16 protein-coding genes are annotated in these 15,152 nt (G+C 65.8%); 9 read left to right on the top strand and 7 right to left on the bottom strand.

Annotated elements, in window-relative coordinates; genetic code table 11:
• Positions 1-66: 66 nt before the first annotated feature.
• The 7 genes from PXJ20_RS29140 to PXJ20_RS29110 all read right to left on the bottom strand — a co-directional run bounded on the left by PXJ20_RS29140 (position 67) and on the right by PXJ20_RS29110 (position 5,231).
• Positions 67-1,068 (bottom strand): 2Fe-2S iron-sulfur cluster-binding protein, encoded by a 1,002-nt coding sequence (locus PXJ20_RS29140; RefSeq protein ID WP_421032341.1) that lies wholly within the window; start codon positions 1,066-1,068, stop codon positions 67-69.
• 44 nt (positions 1,069-1,112) lie between these two features.
• Positions 1,113-2,099 (bottom strand): aromatic/alkene monooxygenase hydroxylase subunit beta, encoded by a 987-nt coding sequence (locus tag PXJ20_RS29135; RefSeq protein WP_421032342.1) that lies wholly within the window; start codon positions 2,097-2,099, stop codon positions 1,113-1,115.
• A gap of 12 nt (positions 2,100-2,111) precedes the next feature.
• Positions 2,112-2,426 (bottom strand): MmoB/DmpM family protein, encoded by a 315-nt coding sequence (locus PXJ20_RS29130; RefSeq protein WP_017775872.1) that lies wholly within the window; start codon positions 2,424-2,426, stop codon positions 2,112-2,114.
• Positions 2,427-2,442: 16 nt separating this feature from the next.
• Positions 2,443-2,778, bottom strand: a complete 336-nt coding sequence (locus PXJ20_RS29125; protein ID WP_017775873.1) for a Rieske 2Fe-2S domain-containing protein — start codon at positions 2,776-2,778, stop codon at positions 2,443-2,445.
• A gap of 7 nt (positions 2,779-2,785) precedes the next feature.
• Complete coding sequence (locus PXJ20_RS29120) at positions 2,786-3,046, bottom strand: toluene-4-monooxygenase system B family protein (RefSeq protein WP_017775874.1); 261 nt, start codon at positions 3,044-3,046, stop codon at positions 2,786-2,788.
• Between the two features lie 24 nt (positions 3,047-3,070).
• Positions 3,071-4,576: a toluene monooxygenase gene (locus PXJ20_RS29115; protein ID WP_042301718.1), complete on the bottom strand. Its 1,506-nt coding sequence runs from the start codon at positions 4,574-4,576 to the stop codon at positions 3,071-3,073.
• A 343-nt stretch (positions 4,577-4,919) separates the two neighbouring features.
• Entirely contained in the window at positions 4,920-5,231 is a 312-nt protein-coding gene (locus PXJ20_RS29110; RefSeq protein ID WP_421032343.1) for a DUF4148 domain-containing protein, read from the bottom strand.
• A gap of 407 nt (positions 5,232-5,638) precedes the next feature.
• Here PXJ20_RS29110 and PXJ20_RS29105 point away from each other — a divergent pair, with 407 nt between their 5' ends.
• The 9 genes from PXJ20_RS29105 (at position 5,639) to PXJ20_RS29065 (ending at position 15,025) form a co-directional block, all read left to right on the top strand.
• Positions 5,639-6,358, top strand: a complete 720-nt coding sequence (locus tag PXJ20_RS29105) for a GntR family transcriptional regulator (RefSeq protein WP_017775877.1) — start codon at positions 5,639-5,641, stop codon at positions 6,356-6,358.
• Positions 6,359-6,386: 28 nt separating this feature from the next.
• A complete protein-coding gene (mtnK, locus tag PXJ20_RS29100) occupies positions 6,387-7,661 on the top strand; it encodes an S-methyl-5-thioribose kinase (RefSeq protein ID WP_421032344.1) in 1,275 nt (424 codons plus the stop codon).
• Positions 7,662-7,707: 46 nt separating this feature from the next.
• Complete coding sequence (gene mtnA / locus PXJ20_RS29095; RefSeq protein WP_421032345.1) at positions 7,708-8,778, top strand: S-methyl-5-thioribose-1-phosphate isomerase; 1,071 nt, start codon at positions 7,708-7,710, stop codon at positions 8,776-8,778.
• A complete protein-coding gene (locus PXJ20_RS29090) occupies positions 8,775-9,470 on the top strand; it encodes a class II aldolase/adducin family protein (protein ID WP_421032346.1) in 696 nt (231 codons plus the stop codon). The genes mtnA and PXJ20_RS29090 overlap by 4 nt, the downstream gene beginning before the upstream one ends.
• An 87-nt stretch (positions 9,471-9,557) precedes the next feature.
• Positions 9,558-10,661: a sugar ABC transporter substrate-binding protein gene (locus tag PXJ20_RS29085; RefSeq protein WP_421032347.1), complete on the top strand. Its 1,104-nt coding sequence runs from the start codon at positions 9,558-9,560 to the stop codon at positions 10,659-10,661.
• Between the two features lie 79 nt (positions 10,662-10,740).
• Positions 10,741-12,294, top strand: coding sequence for a sugar ABC transporter ATP-binding protein (locus PXJ20_RS29080; protein ID WP_421032348.1), 1,554 nt, complete (start codon positions 10,741-10,743; stop codon positions 12,292-12,294).
• Positions 12,291-13,304 (top strand): ABC transporter permease, encoded by a 1,014-nt coding sequence (locus PXJ20_RS29075; RefSeq protein WP_421032349.1) that lies wholly within the window; start codon positions 12,291-12,293, stop codon positions 13,302-13,304. Before PXJ20_RS29080 ends, PXJ20_RS29075 begins: the two co-directional genes overlap by 4 nt.
• A gap of 48 nt (positions 13,305-13,352) precedes the next feature.
• Positions 13,353-14,390, top strand: a complete 1,038-nt coding sequence (locus tag PXJ20_RS29070) for a dihydroxyacetone kinase subunit DhaK (protein ID WP_421032350.1) — start codon at positions 13,353-13,355, stop codon at positions 14,388-14,390.
• The gene (locus PXJ20_RS29065) at positions 14,387-15,025 is read left to right on the top strand and encodes a DAK2 domain-containing protein (protein ID WP_421032351.1); all 639 of its coding nucleotides are present in this window, start codon (positions 14,387-14,389) and stop codon (positions 15,023-15,025) included. The genes PXJ20_RS29070 and PXJ20_RS29065 overlap by 4 nt, the downstream gene beginning before the upstream one ends.
• Positions 15,026-15,152 lie beyond the last annotated feature (127 nt).

The following is a 15,152-nucleotide window of genomic DNA, read 5'->3' as shown; positions in this document are numbered from 1 at the left end:
TCAGGTTACGCTTCCCGGCTCGCCGTGGCGATTGGTGTAAATACGCGATTTACGCGATGGCGGCCTTCAGACGAAACGGTCGAAGTGGATCTGATCGAACGGCACGCGATGCCGCTGCATCAGCATCTCCTGCACGGCTTCGATCATGGGTGGCGGACCTGCGAAATAGAACGCGTACTGGTCCAACGGCAACGCGAGGGCGCGTTCCACTTCGGCATGAATGAAACCCGTTGCCCCAGCCCACGGCGGTTCCGGCTGCGGCGACGAGAGCACGACCGAGGCAGACAGACGTTCGTGCGCGAGTGCGTCGATCTCCGCCGCGGCACCCAGATCGGCCTGCGTGCGGGCCCCGTAGAAGAAATGCACGCGCGGCCCTTCCGGCTGCGCCAGGGCACCGCGCGCAACGGAGAGCATCGGTGCAAGTCCCGATCCACCTGCAATGCAGACGATCTCGCGTGAGGCGTCGTCGCGCAGATGCGCATGACCGTAGGGGCCGTCGATCGTAATGGACTCGCCCGTCTTCAGCGCATCGAACAGGCTGTTGCTGCCGGCGCCGCCGGGCACGCGGCGAACGATGAACTGCCAGATGCCGTCCTCGTTCGGGAGATTGGACATCGAATAGGCGCGGGCGCCTTGCACGTGCGGCGGATAGAGCAGGGCGTATTGGCCCGCGCGGAACGACGCATCGCCCGGTGCGCGAAACGTGAATTCGCTCAGGTCGGGCGTGAGCGCGCGGCTCGCCTCCAGCGTGGCTTCACGGCGAACGGGCGGCACGACGGGGCGATAACTCTCGTCGCAGCGCACGCGTATCGTGCAGTCGCCAAGCGGGCGCGACTGACAGGCGAGGCGCTTGCCGCGCTTGTGGTCGCGCTCCGTGAGGCCAGGCGCCTCTGGCCAGAGCGTTTCCATCGTCCCTGCGACGAGTTCGAAACGGCAGGCCCCGCAGCCACCCACACTGCATTCGTGCGGCAAGCCGACGTCGGCACGCAATGCACCGCGCAGCAAGGTGTCTTCGTCGGCGCCGACGCTGAACTGCGCGCCGCCTTCGATCGTGATGTGATGTTTCATCGATTGATTCCGTTCGTTCGCGGCCGGCTTGCGCCGGCCTTCGCTCACAGACCCATCGCGCGTCTGAATTCACGCGTGGCGGCCTTCGCCGACGCGGCTGCATCCGGCGCATCGGGCAGGGCGGCACACCAGGCGTCGATGGCGTTGTCGGCGAGCGGCTCCCACTTGCTCACCCAGTTCGTCAGCACGGCGTGATTGCCGTCCTGCTCGAGTGCCATACGCACGAGCGCGGTGGCCCAGCGTCGATGCCGTTGCGCGTCGAGGAGATGGGCATCCGTGATGAGTCCCAGCAGCGTGTCGCCGTTGTGACGCGCTGCGGTACCTAATGCGCGCAGCACGGTTTCTTCCACCGCGGGGCGCACGACGAGACTCAGGGCAACGAAGTTTTCGGCCCAGTCCCACGCCGTGAGCGCTTCTTCCACCACTCTGCGCCACCCTTGCCATGCCGGGTCTTGCTCCCAGTAGCGCCGCTCTTCGGTGCCGAGGCCCACGTCGGTGAAGGTCTGCATGAGTTCCTTCGTCCGGTACGCCGTGTGCGTGAGCCAGCGCAGCGAGTCAGCGGTCTGGTAGGCGGCGCAGTTCGAGATGGTGGAGGCCGGCGCCATCTGCGTGAGATAGGCGGAGCCCATCTGCAGCGCGTGGAACAGGAAGCGCGCCGGCGTGTAGAGGCGGGCGAGCGTGCCGGCCCACGTCGGTGCGAGCATGGTGTCGTGCCCGCGTGCCGAGAACTGGTCGAGCAGGCCGAACACATAGGTTTCCTGACCGTCCTGCAGCATGTTGTAGGTGCGGTAGACGATCTCGTCCGGGTCGCGGAACGCGTTCCAGTCGGCATGCGTAAGCGGCGACGCGTTGCGGTACTGCTTGAACCATTGCGCCATGCCGAAGTTCGGGTCGAGTTCGAACGGCGCGTCGGGGTTGTCGGTCGTGTAGTGCAGATTGGTGGACACGATCTCGTACTCGCTCGGCTTGCGCCGGCGCGTAGCAAGGTGGCTCCACGTTTTCAGGGGTTTGAGAACTTCGGGTTGAGTCATGCTCGTCTCCGGTCAAAGCGTTTTTTCGTAATAGAAGCGCACGTAGTCGTCGGTCGTTTCGATGCGGCCGGAAAACGAGCTGAGGTTCACTTCGAGTTCGGACATCCTGAAGGGTCTGCCCAACGTCTCTTCGAGCGTCGCGCGGCGCAGAATCAGTTCGCCGTCCGCATAAATGCGAACGTAGGCGAGCTTGTCGTCCACGCAGATCGTTTTGTCGGGATTGTCTTCGTGCGCTGCCTCGATGACGCCGGTGGTAATGCTGCTTGCGCGCAGCACGGGGCCTACGCGATTGTTGCGGTAGGCCTCGCCTGTGTTGTCGGTGGTCATGGGTGTTCCTTCGGAGTCAGGAATGAGCGAAGAGGGGCTCGACGCCCTCGACGGCCACGAAAACATCGTCGCCTTCGATCTTCACGGCGTATTCGGCGAGCCGGCAGTCGCCCGGGTTGATGCCCTTGCCGGTGTTGGCGTCGAAGGTCCATTGGTGGGCCCGGCACATCAGCACGCGGCCGTCGAACTTGCCTTCCACGAGCGGGATGTCCTGGTGCGGGCAAATGCCCTGGAACGCGCGCGGCTCGCCGCCTTCGGGGCGCACGAGCACGATCACGTGGCCGTCCACTTCCGCTTCGGTCATCTCGCCTTCCCAGAGGTCGTCGAGCGTGCAAACTTTCTGGAACGTCATGTCGGCCTCAGTTTTCGCAAAAGATGAATTCGAGCGTTTCCATGGGGCGAATGTCGGTCTCTTCGAGCTTCGCATCGCGGGGAAAGAACGCTTCGCTGCCCTGGCGGCGCACGCGCACCACCTTGTCGGGCTGGGGCGCAACGCGCCGGCCCACGGAATGGTGTGCCGCCGCGGCGGCTACCTCATCCATCGTATTGCCGGTATCCACGGCCACGAGCTGCAATACGAAGTCGTACTGAAAATTGGAAATCACAGGGAAAAGTGCCATGTCGTCCTCCATGAGTTGGCCGCTTCAGGCGGCTTTTTTCTGATAGCGCTGGTCGCGATACGCTTCGATCCACGCGTAGTGGTGTGCGTCGTCGCCGCTTTCGCCGGGTGCGAGGCCCATGTACTGGAGCGCGCCCATGAGGTTAGGCGGCTGGATGTGGCCCGCGAGGAAGCGATCGACAAGCGTCAGGTGATCGCGATAGCGCAGCGGGTCTTGCTGGAACACCCAGCGGTCGATCTCCGAATTGAAGTGATAGGTGCGGCCGTTGTAGTCGAGCGGATAGTCCTTCACGTTCCAGCCCTTGCCGGGAATCGCGCAGATGGGCAGTTGGCTCATGTTGCAGACGATGGGCAGCGTCTCAGGGACCGTGAGTTCGGGCTTGCCGGCGAGCAGGTTGTCGATGATGACGTCCCATGCCTTGCCGAACGTATCGTTCCAGCCCGGATACTTTTCTTCGAGCCAGTCGCGGCAGTCGGGCGTCATGCCGGCCGCGGGGTTCCACCAGACCGTGGGCCGCCAGAACCAGATGCCCATCTGGTAGGCGTGATGCTGGTAATCGAACTCGTTGATCATCTGGTCCCAGTACCAGGGGAGGTCGAGACCCAGGTCGATCAGCGTGCGTTCGAACTGCCCGACAATCCACTCGCGCATGAATTCCTTGAACGACTGCTTGCGGTGTTCGAGCGGCGTCGCGTAGTCCATGGACGAGCCCGTGAGCAGACAGAAAAGACGCCACGCGCGCGCAATAGCGATGTCCACGAGCTTTTGCGCTTCCTCCTTGCGGCCGTTCGCGATGAGGATCTGCAGCGCGGGGCCGCCAATCTGCGCATGGCGCGACTCGTCGGTCTGGATGCTCGAGATCAGGCTCGCGAACGTGAAGTCGCCGGCTTCCGCGGCGTCCGCGGCGAGTCCGAGGAACTGCATGTTCGTGAAACCCGTTTCGAACGCGAAGGTCAGCATGACCGCGATTTCGATGGCGCTGCGCGACATGAACAGGTCGTCGAACGTATTGCGCGCGGCAATGGCGCCCCATTCGTTCGTGTGATAAGCCTTGTGCGCCCAGTCGAACTGGCGGTCTTTCGGGCAGTAATCGTGAGGGAAAAACAGCTGCAACTGGCCGTGACGGTTTTCGTCGAGCATGCCGAACGTCGCCATGTTGCGCATGCCGGGGGCACGGCCGAAACGCGCCATGCGGGCCTCCGCGCTCATGGCCGCATACTCGCCAAGGGCGATGGCGCCGTAGTGCGCCTTCAGAATGGACAGCCAGCCGGGATCGGCGTCTTCGAACATGCGGCTGCGTTCGAGGGCCGCTTTCACTGAATAGGCGCCGGCGTCTTTTTCGCGCTGCACGCGCACGTATTCGGGATACGAGGTCTTGTACGGCTCGTCGTAGGTTTCCCAGTCGGCCATCGGAATGCCCTGGGCGCCGGACATGATCTCGGGGAAGAGCTCGGACTCCGCGACGTAGGTCGGAGTCCAGTTGGTGGCACGGGCAATGTCGTACCAGGCCGCGCGTTCCAGTAACGCCATGGTGATGTCTCCTTGTTGGGATGGATGCGTTGTCCCGGAGCGGCACGCAGAGCACCGGGCGCAGCATCTCAGAGCAAGGGCAATACCAGTGAGGGCGGTTTGGCCGATCGAATGAGGGAAAATCCCGAGATTTTTCGGGTAAACGGGCGACCGATAGCGCCTCCTTGCGACTATGAGGCACCCTTTTCTGGATCGCTACAGACAGATTTGATGAGGTGGTGAAACGCTGCCGTGCGGTAAAGCGGAAGATATTTGATGAAGGGGTGAATCTCGATATTTCTGTTTTAGGCACTCAAGACAGAAAGCCCCAGGCGAACGCGCGTCAGCATCGGCAAGGCATCCTTCACTCGCTCTGCGCGGGCCGGCATTCAGCCTGATACCACCGGTCCACCAGCCGCTGCGCCGCCTGGAGGTCGTCCGGATAGTAAGGATCCCACGCCCATGCCGGCCGATAACCCGCTTCCTCCAGCGCCGCGAGTTCGCTCGCGTTGCGCTCGCGCGTGAGCGGCGCGTGGTTCCTGAGCGCGGTCAGGTCGCGGCATTGCGCGTCGCTCAAATGCCGTTGCGGCCCTGCCTGCATGCCGCTCACGGCGCAGCCTGCGAGCGAGAGCACCAGCATCGCGCCTATCGGCCAGCGTTTCGTGGGGTATTTCATGTTGCGACTCCCTTCGGTGAAGCGATAGTGTCGCGCATTGCGTGTTCCCGCGGCGCCAGGCGGGCATCTGCACGGTTGGCGCGAAGGGGGCGCTCTTGCGTGGCCCGGCATCGGCCGCCGCCCGGATCGCCTTGAACGCGTCACGACGGCCAGCACGGGCGAACGCGGCGCGGCTGAATAGGGCCATATTCATCAGATGACCATGGCGGCGTCTGATGTTGCGCCTTCTGAACGCCGCCATCTGTCTGTGGCCGCCGCATACGAATTTCGCGCACAAAATAGCGGCAAATCGCGGGGACGAAGCCAAAACAACGCAAGCGGCCGCCAAGCTGATTCCAGGGTTAACACGATAAAAAACATCAGATGTCTGATGTATAGTCGGTTCATCAAGATATTCGAGCAACCTCATGCGACTGAGCGTCGAGCACTCCATGCGCGACAAGATCCAGGAATCGTTGATGGCCATGATCCGGGAGCGTTCGCTCAAGCCCGGCGATCAGATTCCCACGGAGATGGAGCTGTGCGAATTGCTCGGTGTCGGCCGTTCGAGCCTGCGCGAAGCCGTGGCTCAAATGATTTCGCACGGGCTGCTGTCGCGCGTGCAAGGCAGGGGCACCTTCGTCAGGCAGATTTCGCTGAAGCTGCAGGGCGGGCTGGACGACCTCATGTCGGTGACGGACATGATCCGCAGCGTCGGCGCCGTGCCGGCCACGCGGCGGCTGCAGATCGATCACATCGAGGCGAACGAGAGCCTCGCGGCAAAGCTGCGCATCGAGATCGGCGCACCGTGCGTGCGTATCGAACGCGTGCGTTGCGCGGACGACGCGATCGCAGCCTACTGCATCGACACCGTTCCGAAGGCGATCTTCGATGCGGCGGGCGGGCGCATCGGCGAGTCGCTGTTCGCCATGTTCGGCCGGATCGGACGGCGGCTCTCGCATACGCACACGTCGATCCAGCCGACCATTCTGACGCCCCGCGATCTGCCGGAACTAGGCGACGGTTTCGGCCTGTTCCTGCTGCTGGACGAAGTGGATTTCGACGAAAGCGGCGAGCCGATCTGCTACAGCAACGACTACTACAACACGAGCATCTTCAAGTTCGATCTGGTTCGCAAGAAACGGTAAGGCCGGTTCGAATGCGGAGGAGACAGACATGGAATTTGAGGCACTCAGCTCTGCGGAGCTGTCGACGTACCTGCGTGGCGTTCCATCGTTGTATTCGCTCTTGAACGAGCCTGATGAACTCGACATCACCGAAGTCGGCGACGGCAATCTGAACTACGTCTACTTCGCGACCAACGCGCGCGCGCCGGAGCGCAGCGTGGTCGTCAAACAGGCGCCGCCGTTCCTGCGGCTCGTCGGCAAGACGTGGCCGCTGACACGCCACCGCATGGAGCGCGAAGTCGCCGCGCTGCGACGCTTCGGCGCGCTGTGCCCGGCGCACGTGCCGCGCGTCTATCACGCGGACAGCGAGCTGTTCCTCGTGGTGATGCAGCGGCTGTCGTCGCACCGCATCCTGCGGCAGGGGGTGATGGACGGCGTCGTCTATCCGCGCCTCGCCGGCCATCTTTCGACGTATCTCGCGCATACGCTGTTCTACGGCTCCGACCTGTACCTCGCGTCCGACGTGAAAAAGCAGGCCGTGAGCGCTGCAGTCAACACGGAGCTGTGCCGCATTACCGAAGACCTCGTCTTCACCTGGCCGTTCGAGGACCATCCGTCGAACGTGTACAGCCCGGCGTTTGCACGCGCCGAGATCGAGCGGCTGTGGCAGTCGCCGGCGCTGCGCGTGGAAGTGGGCGAGATGAAATGGTCGTTCATGAACGACGCCGAGACGCTGCTGCACGGCGATCTGCACACCGGCTCGATCATGGTCAACGAAGACGAGACCTACGTGATCGATCCGGAATTCGCCTTCTATGGGCCGATGGGTTTCGATATCGGCGCCGTGCTCGCGAACCTGCTGCTCGCCTGGTTCTCGCGCGCATGGCACGACCGCCACGCTGAGCCGTCCCGCGACGCGCCGTCGTACGGCGACTGGCTGCTCGCGCAGGCCGCCGCCATCTGGAATGGTTTCGCAAGCGAGTTCGCCACGCTGTGGCGCGAACACGAGAGCCGCCGCGGCAGCCACTTCATCGGCGGCGATCGCGGCGGGGCCTGTGCCGAAGCGTTTCGCGCGCGCTTCATCGAGCGGCTCTTCGAGCAGTCGCTCGGCTTCGCGGGCTGCAAGATGATCCGGCGCATCGTGGGCATGGCAAAGGTTGCGGACATTACGAGCATCGCCGACAACGCGTTGCGCGCCACCGTCGAAGTGCGTGCGCTGCGCTGCGCCGAACAACTGCTGCTGCGGCGCCGTCAATTGCGCAGCATCGAAGACGTCGTCGCGCTCGCGCGCGACATCGCCTCAACCCGCCCGGCGCTCGCATGAACGCGGCGGCCCGGGCCTGCATTGACCTTTTTGTTCTGGAGTTTTCATGGTTTCGCCGTCGCCTCTCGTGAACCTGCCCGCTACCCTGACCTGGGCGGACGATCAGCTACGGATCCTGGATCAGACTCGCCTGCCGCAGGAAGCGGTGGTCGAGACGCTGACGAGCGCCCACGAAGTGTGGCGCGCGATTCACGAACTGCGCGTGCGCGGCGCACCGGCGATCGGCGTGGCCGCGGCATACGGGCTGTGCGTCGCCGTGCAGGCGTCGCGGCACTTGCCGCTCGACGCGTTCCGCGCGGCGCTCGCGGAACAGGCTGCCTATCTGGACAGCGCGCGGCCCACCGCGGTCAACCTGAGCTGGAGCCTCAAACGGATGCTGCGCGCGGCCGAGTGCGCAGGCGCCACGGACACAGCCAGCCTCTATCGCGCGCTCGTCGACGAAGCGCAGGCGATCCATCGCGAAGACCAGCGGCTGTGCGCGGGCATCGGCCAGCACGGCGCGCCGCTCATCCGCGAGGGCAGCGGGGTGCTCACGCACTGCAACGCCGGCGCGCTGGCCACCACGGGCATCGGCACCGCGACCGCGCCGATCTACGAGGCGCGGCGCAACGGCGTCGCGTTTCGCGTGTATGCCGACGAGACGCGGCCGCTTCTGCAGGGCGCGCGCCTCACGGCCTACGAGCTGCAGCGCGCGGGCGTCGACGTGACGCTCGTCACCGACAGCATGGCGGCCTCGCTGATGGCGCGCGGCCAGATCGACGTCGTGATCGTGGGCACCGATCGCGTTGCCGCGAACGGCGACTTCGCGAACAAGATCGGCACGCTCAATCTCGCCATCGTGGCGCGCTACTTCGGCGTGGATTTCTACGTGGCGTGCCCGTCGTCCACGCTCGATCTGGAGACGCCGGACGGCCGCGGCATCGTGATCGAAGAGCGCGGCGCGAGCGAGGTCACGCACCTCGGCGGCCGCATGATCGCGCCCGAAGGCATCAAGGTCTTCAATCCCGCGTTCGATGTAACGCCGCACGATCTCGTGACCGGCTACATCACCGAGGCAGGCATCATCGGCTCGCCGTACGAGGCGAATCTTGCGGCGCGGTTCGGGCGGGCAGCATGACGGGCGCACCCCCCCTTCGTCCCGACGAGGCCGCGCTACGCGAGGCCATCGTGCACACCGCGCGCGAAATGGAGCGGCTCGGCATCAACCAGGGCACCTCGGGCAACGTCAGCGCACGCTGCGCAGACGGCCTGCTGATCACGCCGAGCGGCGTACCGGCCACGGCGCTTCATGAGGACGCCATCGTCTGGCTGCCGCTCGACGTCGCCGCCGATGCGCCGGTACTGAACGAGCGCAAGCCGTCGAGCGAGTGGCGTATGCATCGCGACATCCTGCGTGCGCGGCCCGAACTGAACGCGGTCGTGCACACCCATTCGGTGGCCGCGACCGCGATGGCGATCCACCGTCGCGACATCCCCGCGCATCACTACATGGTGGCGGTAGCCGGCGGCAATTCGATCCGCTGCGCGCCGTACGCAACGTTTGGCTCGCAGGCGCTGTCGGATTACGCGGTGGCCGCGTTGCAAGACCGCTATGCCTGCCTGCTCGCGCATCACGGCGTGATCGCGGCGAGCGCGACGCTCTCGCGCGCGCTGTGGATCGCCAACGAAGTGGAAGTGCTGGCGAAGCAGTATCTGCTCGCGAGCCAGCTGGGTACGCCGCCGCTCCTGAGCGACGACGAGATGGCAGAAGTGGTGGAGAAGTTCAGGAACTACGGCATGCGCGGCACGTCCGGCAACGGCGCGCACTGAGTTCGGCAGGCCGTGGCACGGCGTTGGCAAGACACGCGTGGCCGGATCACCGGCTACGCGAATACAACTTCAACGATGGAGACACACATGGCCTGGAACGCAGGAAGATTCGACCGTTGGTCCCTGTTCGGCACGTCGGCAGGCGCCGCGTTGCTGTGCGCGGCAGCCGCGCTGGCGGGCTGCTCGAAGAGCGAATCGCCGTCCCCGGCGGGCACGGCGAGCGATGCGGGCGCGAGCGCACCGGCCGTCGCGGCGGCGTCCGGTGCGGGCGGTGGCGGCAAGACCAAGATCGGCTTCTCGGTCTCGACGCTGAACAACGCGTTCTTCGTCGGCCTGAAGCTGGGTGTCGAGAAGGGCGCGCAGCAGCAGGGCTTCGACCTCGTTCAGACCAACGCCAATGGCGACGCCCAGCAGCAGGTGAACGACGCCATCAACCTGCTAAGCCAGGGCGTGAGCGCACTCGTGCTCAACCCGATCGACTCGAAGGCGATCATTCCGGCCGTGCAGAAAGCCAACCAGATGGGCGTGCCGGTGTTCACGCTCGACCGCGGCTCGGACGGCGGCAAGGTCACTTCGTTCGTCGCGTCGGACAACGTCGCGCTCGGCCGCACCGGGGCGAAGTGGATCGCCGACCAGTTGAAGGCGCGCTACGGCTCGCCGAAGGGCAACGTGGTGGACCTGATCGGCCTCGTTGGCACGACGGCGGCCACCGACCGCGAAAAGGGCTTTAGCGACGAGATCGCGAAGTATCCGGACATCAAGGTCGTGGCCCGCCAGGAAGGCGCGTTCGATCAGGAGAAGTCGCTCAACGCGATGACCGACATCCTGCAGAAATTCCCGCAGATCGACGCCGTGTTCGGCGCCAACGACGACAACACCGTCGGCGCCGAAAAAGCCATCGACAACGCCGGCCGCTACAAGCCGCTCGGCGACCGCCAGCACATCCTCGTGATCGGCGCGGACGGCACGGCGCAGGCGCTGTCGGCCATTCGCGCGGGCAAGCAGGATGCGACCATTTCGCAGAACCCGATCCAGATGGCGGCGAAGTCGCTCAGCTTCATTGCCGACTACATCGCGAAGAAGCCGGTGCCGGCAACTTACGCGTGGCCCACGCTCCTCATCGACAAGTCGAACATCGACTCCGACGCGGTGAAGAACTACGGGCTGTGGTCCGAGCAGGTCAGCCAGTAACCGCACGCCGGCGCAGGTCGCCGCAACAGGTGCGCCGCGCGGGCGGCGGCGCACCGCTCACTGCAGGACGCAAGCATCCATGCACGACGCAACGAGTTCGCAGCACCAGCATGCCGCCTTCGCGCCGCCGCGGGGCGAAAGCGGTGTGCCGCTGCTGCACATGGAAGGCATCGTCAAGAGCTTTCCGGGTGTGAAGGCGCTGCGCGGCGTGAGCCTCACGCTGCACGCAGGCGAGGTGATGGCGATCGTCGGCGAGAACGGCGCCGGCAAGTCGTCGCTGATCAAGACGCTTTCAGGTGCCTACGAGCCGGACGAAGGCACCATCGAGATCAACGGCGCGCCGCTCTCGCGCGGCACCCACGCGGCCATCGACGCGGGCGTCGCGGTGATCTACCAGGAGCTTTCGCTGATCAACGACATGACGGTCGCGGAGAACCTGTTCCTCGGCCGCATGCCGGCGCGCCGCGGCTTCGTGCTGCGCCGCGAGGCCGACGACCTCGCGCGGCGGGCGCTCGCACAGGTGGGGCTCGGCGGCGTGTCGCCTTCCATGCGCCTTGGCGACCTGCCGCTCAACAAGCGGCAACTCGTGGAGGTGGCGAAGGCGCTCGCGCGCAACGCACGCATTCTCGTCATGGACGAGCCCACGGCGGCGCTCCAGCACGACGACATCGCGAACCTCTACGGCGTGGTGCGACGGCTGCGCGGGGAGGGCATGGGCATCATCTTCATCTCGCACCACCTCGAGGAAGTGTTCGAACTGGCGGATTCGGCGGTGGTGATGCGTGACGGCAAGACGGTGGACTGGCGGCCCATGCCCCAGTGGACCGAGCAGGACCTCGTGCAGGCGATGGTGGCCCGCACGCTCGATTCGTTCTACCCGTGGGAGCCGCGCGAATACGGGCCCATCGCGCTCGAGGTGCGCAACCTCGCGAGTCCGCCCGTGGTGCGCGAGGCGAGCTTCAGCGTGCGCGCGGGCGAGATCGTCGGCATTGCGGGCATTGCGGGCGCGGGACGCACCGAACTGCTGAAGGCGATCTTCGGCGCGCAGAAGGTGACGCGCGGCGAGATTGCGGTTCGCGGCAACAGGGTATCCCTGCGTTCGCCTACCGACGGCGTTGCCGCCGGGCTCGTCTACACGGCGGAAGACCGCAAGCTCGAAGGTCTCGTACTCGACGCGAGCATCGAGGAAAACGTGGCGCTCTCCAGCCTCAAGTCGCTCGCGACAAGCGGCTTCGTGCGCAGCGCGCGCAAGCGCCGGCTCGCGCAGGAGGCGAGTGCGCGCTTCGCGGTGCGCGCGCCTTCGGTGACGGCGATCACGGGCAACCTCTCGGGCGGCAACCAGCAGAAAGTGATTCTCGGCCGCGCGAGCGCGACGCGGCCCGCCGTCATCATGCTGGACGAGCCGACGCGCGGCATCGATATCGGCGCGAAGACCGAGATCTACACGCACATGGTGGCAATGGCGCGCGCGGGCGCGGCCGTGCTGATGGTGAGTTCGGAACTGCCCGAACTGCTCGGCATGTCGGACCGCGTGCTGGTGATGTACCGCGGCAGGATCGTGACCGAACTGGCGCGCGACGAGGCCGATTCGGAGAAGGTCATCCAATGGGCGACGACAGGAGTAGGCGCATGAATTCCACGGCAGCCAGCGAGACCGACGAACACCGTCTGTCGAGCCGCTTGATGAGGAAGCTTCGGCAGCAACTTCGCAGCGGCCTCGGCCCGCTGTGTGCCGCGCTCGCGATCATCTGCATCGCGCTCTCGTTCGCTTCGCCCGAGTTCCTCACCACGAGCACGCTCACCAACATCATGGTGCAGGTGTCGGTGGTGGGCATCGCGGCAGTAGGGGGCACGTTCGTGATCATCACGTCGGGCATCGATTTATCGGTCGGCTCGCTCGTCGCGCTCTCGGGCATGGTGGCGGCCACCCTGATGGCGGGCGCGGTGCCCGGCAACCTCGGGCTCGGTATCGCCGGCCTCGCGGTGGCCGTTGCGGTGGGAGCGGGTGTCGGCATGATCAACGGCTTCGCCGTGGCGTGGCTGCGGCTCGTGCCGTTCATCGTCACGCTCGCGATGATGGCCATGGCGCGCGGCCTCACGCTGGCCATCTCCGACGGGCGCACCAAGTTCGACTTCCCGAACGCGTTCACGGTGTTCGGCGCGAAGTCGATTGCGGGCCTGCCCATGCCGATGATCGTCATGCTCGTCGTGTTTCTCGTCGGGCACGTGCTGTTGCGCAAGACCACGTTCGGGCATCAGGTGTTCGCCGTGGGCGGCAATCGCGAGGCCGCGCGGCTTGCCGGCATTCCGGTGCAACGCGTGATGTTCCTGACCTACGTGCTGGCGGGCGTGACCGCCGCGATCGCGGGCATCGTGCTGGCCGGGCGCCTGAATTCCGCGTTGCCGTCGGCGGCCAACGGTCTCGAGCTGCAGGTGATTGCCGGCGTGGTGATCGGCGGCACGTCGCTCGCGGGCGGGCGCGGCTCGATTGTCGGCACCTTTATTGGCGTCGTGCTGATCGGCGTGATCAACGTGGGGTTGTCGCTGCTCGGCGTCAATCCCTTCTGGACGCAGTTCATTCAGGGCGGCGTGATTTTCGCCGCCGTCATGCTCGACGTGGTCGGCCAGCGACGCAAGCACTAGGCGCCGGCGCTCATCGATCGTGCAGGTATCGCTCTCAAGGAGATACGCGTGAAGAAGATCATCAACCAGCCGGACCAGTTCGTCGACGAAGTGATCGACTCGTTGCTCATGGCCCATCCGGGCTGGATCAAGGCCGCCACGGCCGACCGCCGCGCGCTCGTGCGCGCCGACGCGCCGAAGCGGGGGCGGGTAGGGATCGTGACGGGCGGCGGGTCGGGCCACATGCCGGGCTTTCTCGGCTATGTCGGCGAGGGGCTCTGCAGCGGCGTGGCGGTGGGCAACGTGTTTTCGTCGCCCTCGGCCGAGCAGATCTTCGAAGCGACGAAAGCCGTCGACGGCGGCGCCGGCGTGCTGTACGTGTACGGCAACTACGGCGGCGACGTGTTCAACTTCGACCTTGCGGCCGATCTCGCCGAGCCCGAGGGCATCGAGATCAAAACCGTGCTGCTGACCGACGATGTGGCCTCCGCGCCGGCCGGGCGCAGCAGCGAGCGCCGCGGCGTGGCCGGCATGGTGTTCGCGTTCAAGTGCGCAGGCGCGGCCGCGGAGCGCGGCGATTCGCTGGAAGAGGTCGCGCGCATTACCGCGAAGGCGAACAGCCACTGCCGCACGATGGGCGTGGGCCTGTCGCCCACGATTCTGCCTGCGGCGGGCAAGCCGACCTTCACGCTGCCCGAAGGCGAGATGGAGATCGGCATCGGCATTCACGGCGAGCCCGGCACGCATCGCGGCGCGCTGGAGAGCGCGGACGCGATCGCCGACCGCCTGATGGGCGAGATCCTGGCCGACCTGAAAGCGCCGCAGGGCGCCCGCATCGCCGTGCTCGTCAACGGGCTGGGCGCAACGCCGCTCGAAGAACTGTACGTGCTGTACCGGCGCGTTGCGAAACTCACGACGGACGCGGGGCTTGGGATCGCGCGCGCGTATGTCGGCGAGTACGTGACGAGCCTCGAGATGGCGGGCGCGTCGATCACGGTCATGCTGCTCGACGACGAACTCGAGGCGCTGCTGGCGGCGCCAGCACGCTCGCCGCTATTCCACGCGTGGGACGGCGTGGCAACGGGCCCGGTAAGGAGAACGGCATGAGCGTTTCCGCCAATCAGGTGCGCGACGTGGTGAGCCGCGCGCTGACCGCGTTGCAGGCACACGCCGACGAGCTGCGCAGCCTCGACGCTGCGCTTGGCGACGGCGATCTGGGCATCACGGTCCAGTCGGGATCGAAGGCGGTGATCGCCGCCTGGGCCGCGCTGCCCGCAGAAGCGGCGGTGAGCGACCTGCTGCTGGCCGCGGGCAAGGCGTTTTCCACCGCCAATCCGTCCACCTTTGCCGCGCTGGTGGGCGGCGGGCTGCTCGCGGCGGCGAAAACCGTGACCGGCAAAACGGAGGCCGACAAGGTCGATAAGGTCGGTAAGGCCGACGTGCTGGCTATCGGCCGCGCGGTAGCAGGACGGATTGCCGAACGCGGCAAGAGCCAGCTAGGCGACAAGACCGTACTGGACGCACTCGTGCCGAGTCTCGACGTGCTTGACGCTGGCGAAGGCGAAGCGCCGCAATTGCTCGCGGCGATGATCGCGACGGCGCACGAGCGAATCGACGCAACGGCCGGACAGCAATCGCGCAAAGGCCGGGCTGCCTGGGTTCAGGAGCGCAGCGTCGGGCATCCTGATCCGGGGGCGACTGCGTATCTGCGGTTTCTGGAGTGTCTTCGGGATGCGTGGTGAGAAAGATCGTGTGGCCTGGCCGTTGTGGCCGGGCCGCGTATGTTTAACTGCATCATGTCGAGGCCAGATTCAAATGTCGGGACTCTGGCTAGATAGAAATGTCCGGTTTGAGCGTGGTGTTGGTCCC

Origin of the sequence: Paraburkholderia sp. A1RI_3L (assembly GCF_048957895.1) — a bacterium.
GTDB lineage: Bacteria > Pseudomonadota > Gammaproteobacteria > Burkholderiales > Burkholderiaceae > Paraburkholderia > Paraburkholderia kururiensis.
Note: the sequence above shows the minus strand (reverse complement) of the source record. Positions and strands in the feature narration are given on the sequence as shown.

Excerpts from the sequence above, each read along its gene's own strand:
- PXJ20_RS29140 (WP_421032341.1), bottom strand. The coding sequence starts at position 1,068 with ATGAAACATCACATCACGATCGAAGGCGGCGCGCAGTTCAGCGTCGGC.
- PXJ20_RS29135 (WP_421032342.1), bottom strand. The coding sequence starts at position 2,099 with ATGACTCAACCCGAAGTTCTCAAACCCCTGAAAACGTGGAGCCACCTT.
- PXJ20_RS29130 (WP_017775872.1), bottom strand. The coding sequence starts at position 2,426 with ATGACCACCGACAACACAGGCGAGGCCTACCGCAACAATCGCGTAGGC.
- PXJ20_RS29125 (WP_017775873.1), bottom strand. The coding sequence starts at position 2,778 with ATGACGTTCCAGAAAGTTTGCACGCTCGACGACCTCTGGGAAGGCGAG.
- PXJ20_RS29120 (WP_017775874.1), bottom strand. The coding sequence starts at position 3,046 with ATGGCACTTTTCCCTGTGATTTCCAATTTTCAGTACGACTTCGTATTG.
- PXJ20_RS29115 (WP_042301718.1), bottom strand. The coding sequence starts at position 4,576 with ATGGCGTTACTGGAACGCGCGGCCTGGTACGACATTGCCCGTGCCACC.
- PXJ20_RS29110 (WP_421032343.1), bottom strand. The coding sequence starts at position 5,231 with ATGAAATACCCCACGAAACGCTGGCCGATAGGCGCGATGCTGGTGCTC.
- PXJ20_RS29105 (WP_017775877.1), top strand. The coding sequence starts at position 5,639 with ATGCGACTGAGCGTCGAGCACTCCATGCGCGACAAGATCCAGGAATCG.
- mtnK (WP_421032344.1), top strand. The coding sequence starts at position 6,387 with ATGGAATTTGAGGCACTCAGCTCTGCGGAGCTGTCGACGTACCTGCGT.
- mtnA (WP_421032345.1), top strand. The coding sequence starts at position 7,708 with ATGGTTTCGCCGTCGCCTCTCGTGAACCTGCCCGCTACCCTGACCTGG.
- PXJ20_RS29090 (WP_421032346.1), top strand. The coding sequence starts at position 8,775 with ATGACGGGCGCACCCCCCCTTCGTCCCGACGAGGCCGCGCTACGCGAG.
- PXJ20_RS29085 (WP_421032347.1), top strand. The coding sequence starts at position 9,558 with ATGGCCTGGAACGCAGGAAGATTCGACCGTTGGTCCCTGTTCGGCACG.
- PXJ20_RS29080 (WP_421032348.1), top strand. The coding sequence starts at position 10,741 with ATGCACGACGCAACGAGTTCGCAGCACCAGCATGCCGCCTTCGCGCCG.
- PXJ20_RS29075 (WP_421032349.1), top strand. The coding sequence starts at position 12,291 with ATGAATTCCACGGCAGCCAGCGAGACCGACGAACACCGTCTGTCGAGC.
- PXJ20_RS29065 (WP_421032351.1), top strand. The coding sequence starts at position 14,387 with ATGAGCGTTTCCGCCAATCAGGTGCGCGACGTGGTGAGCCGCGCGCTG.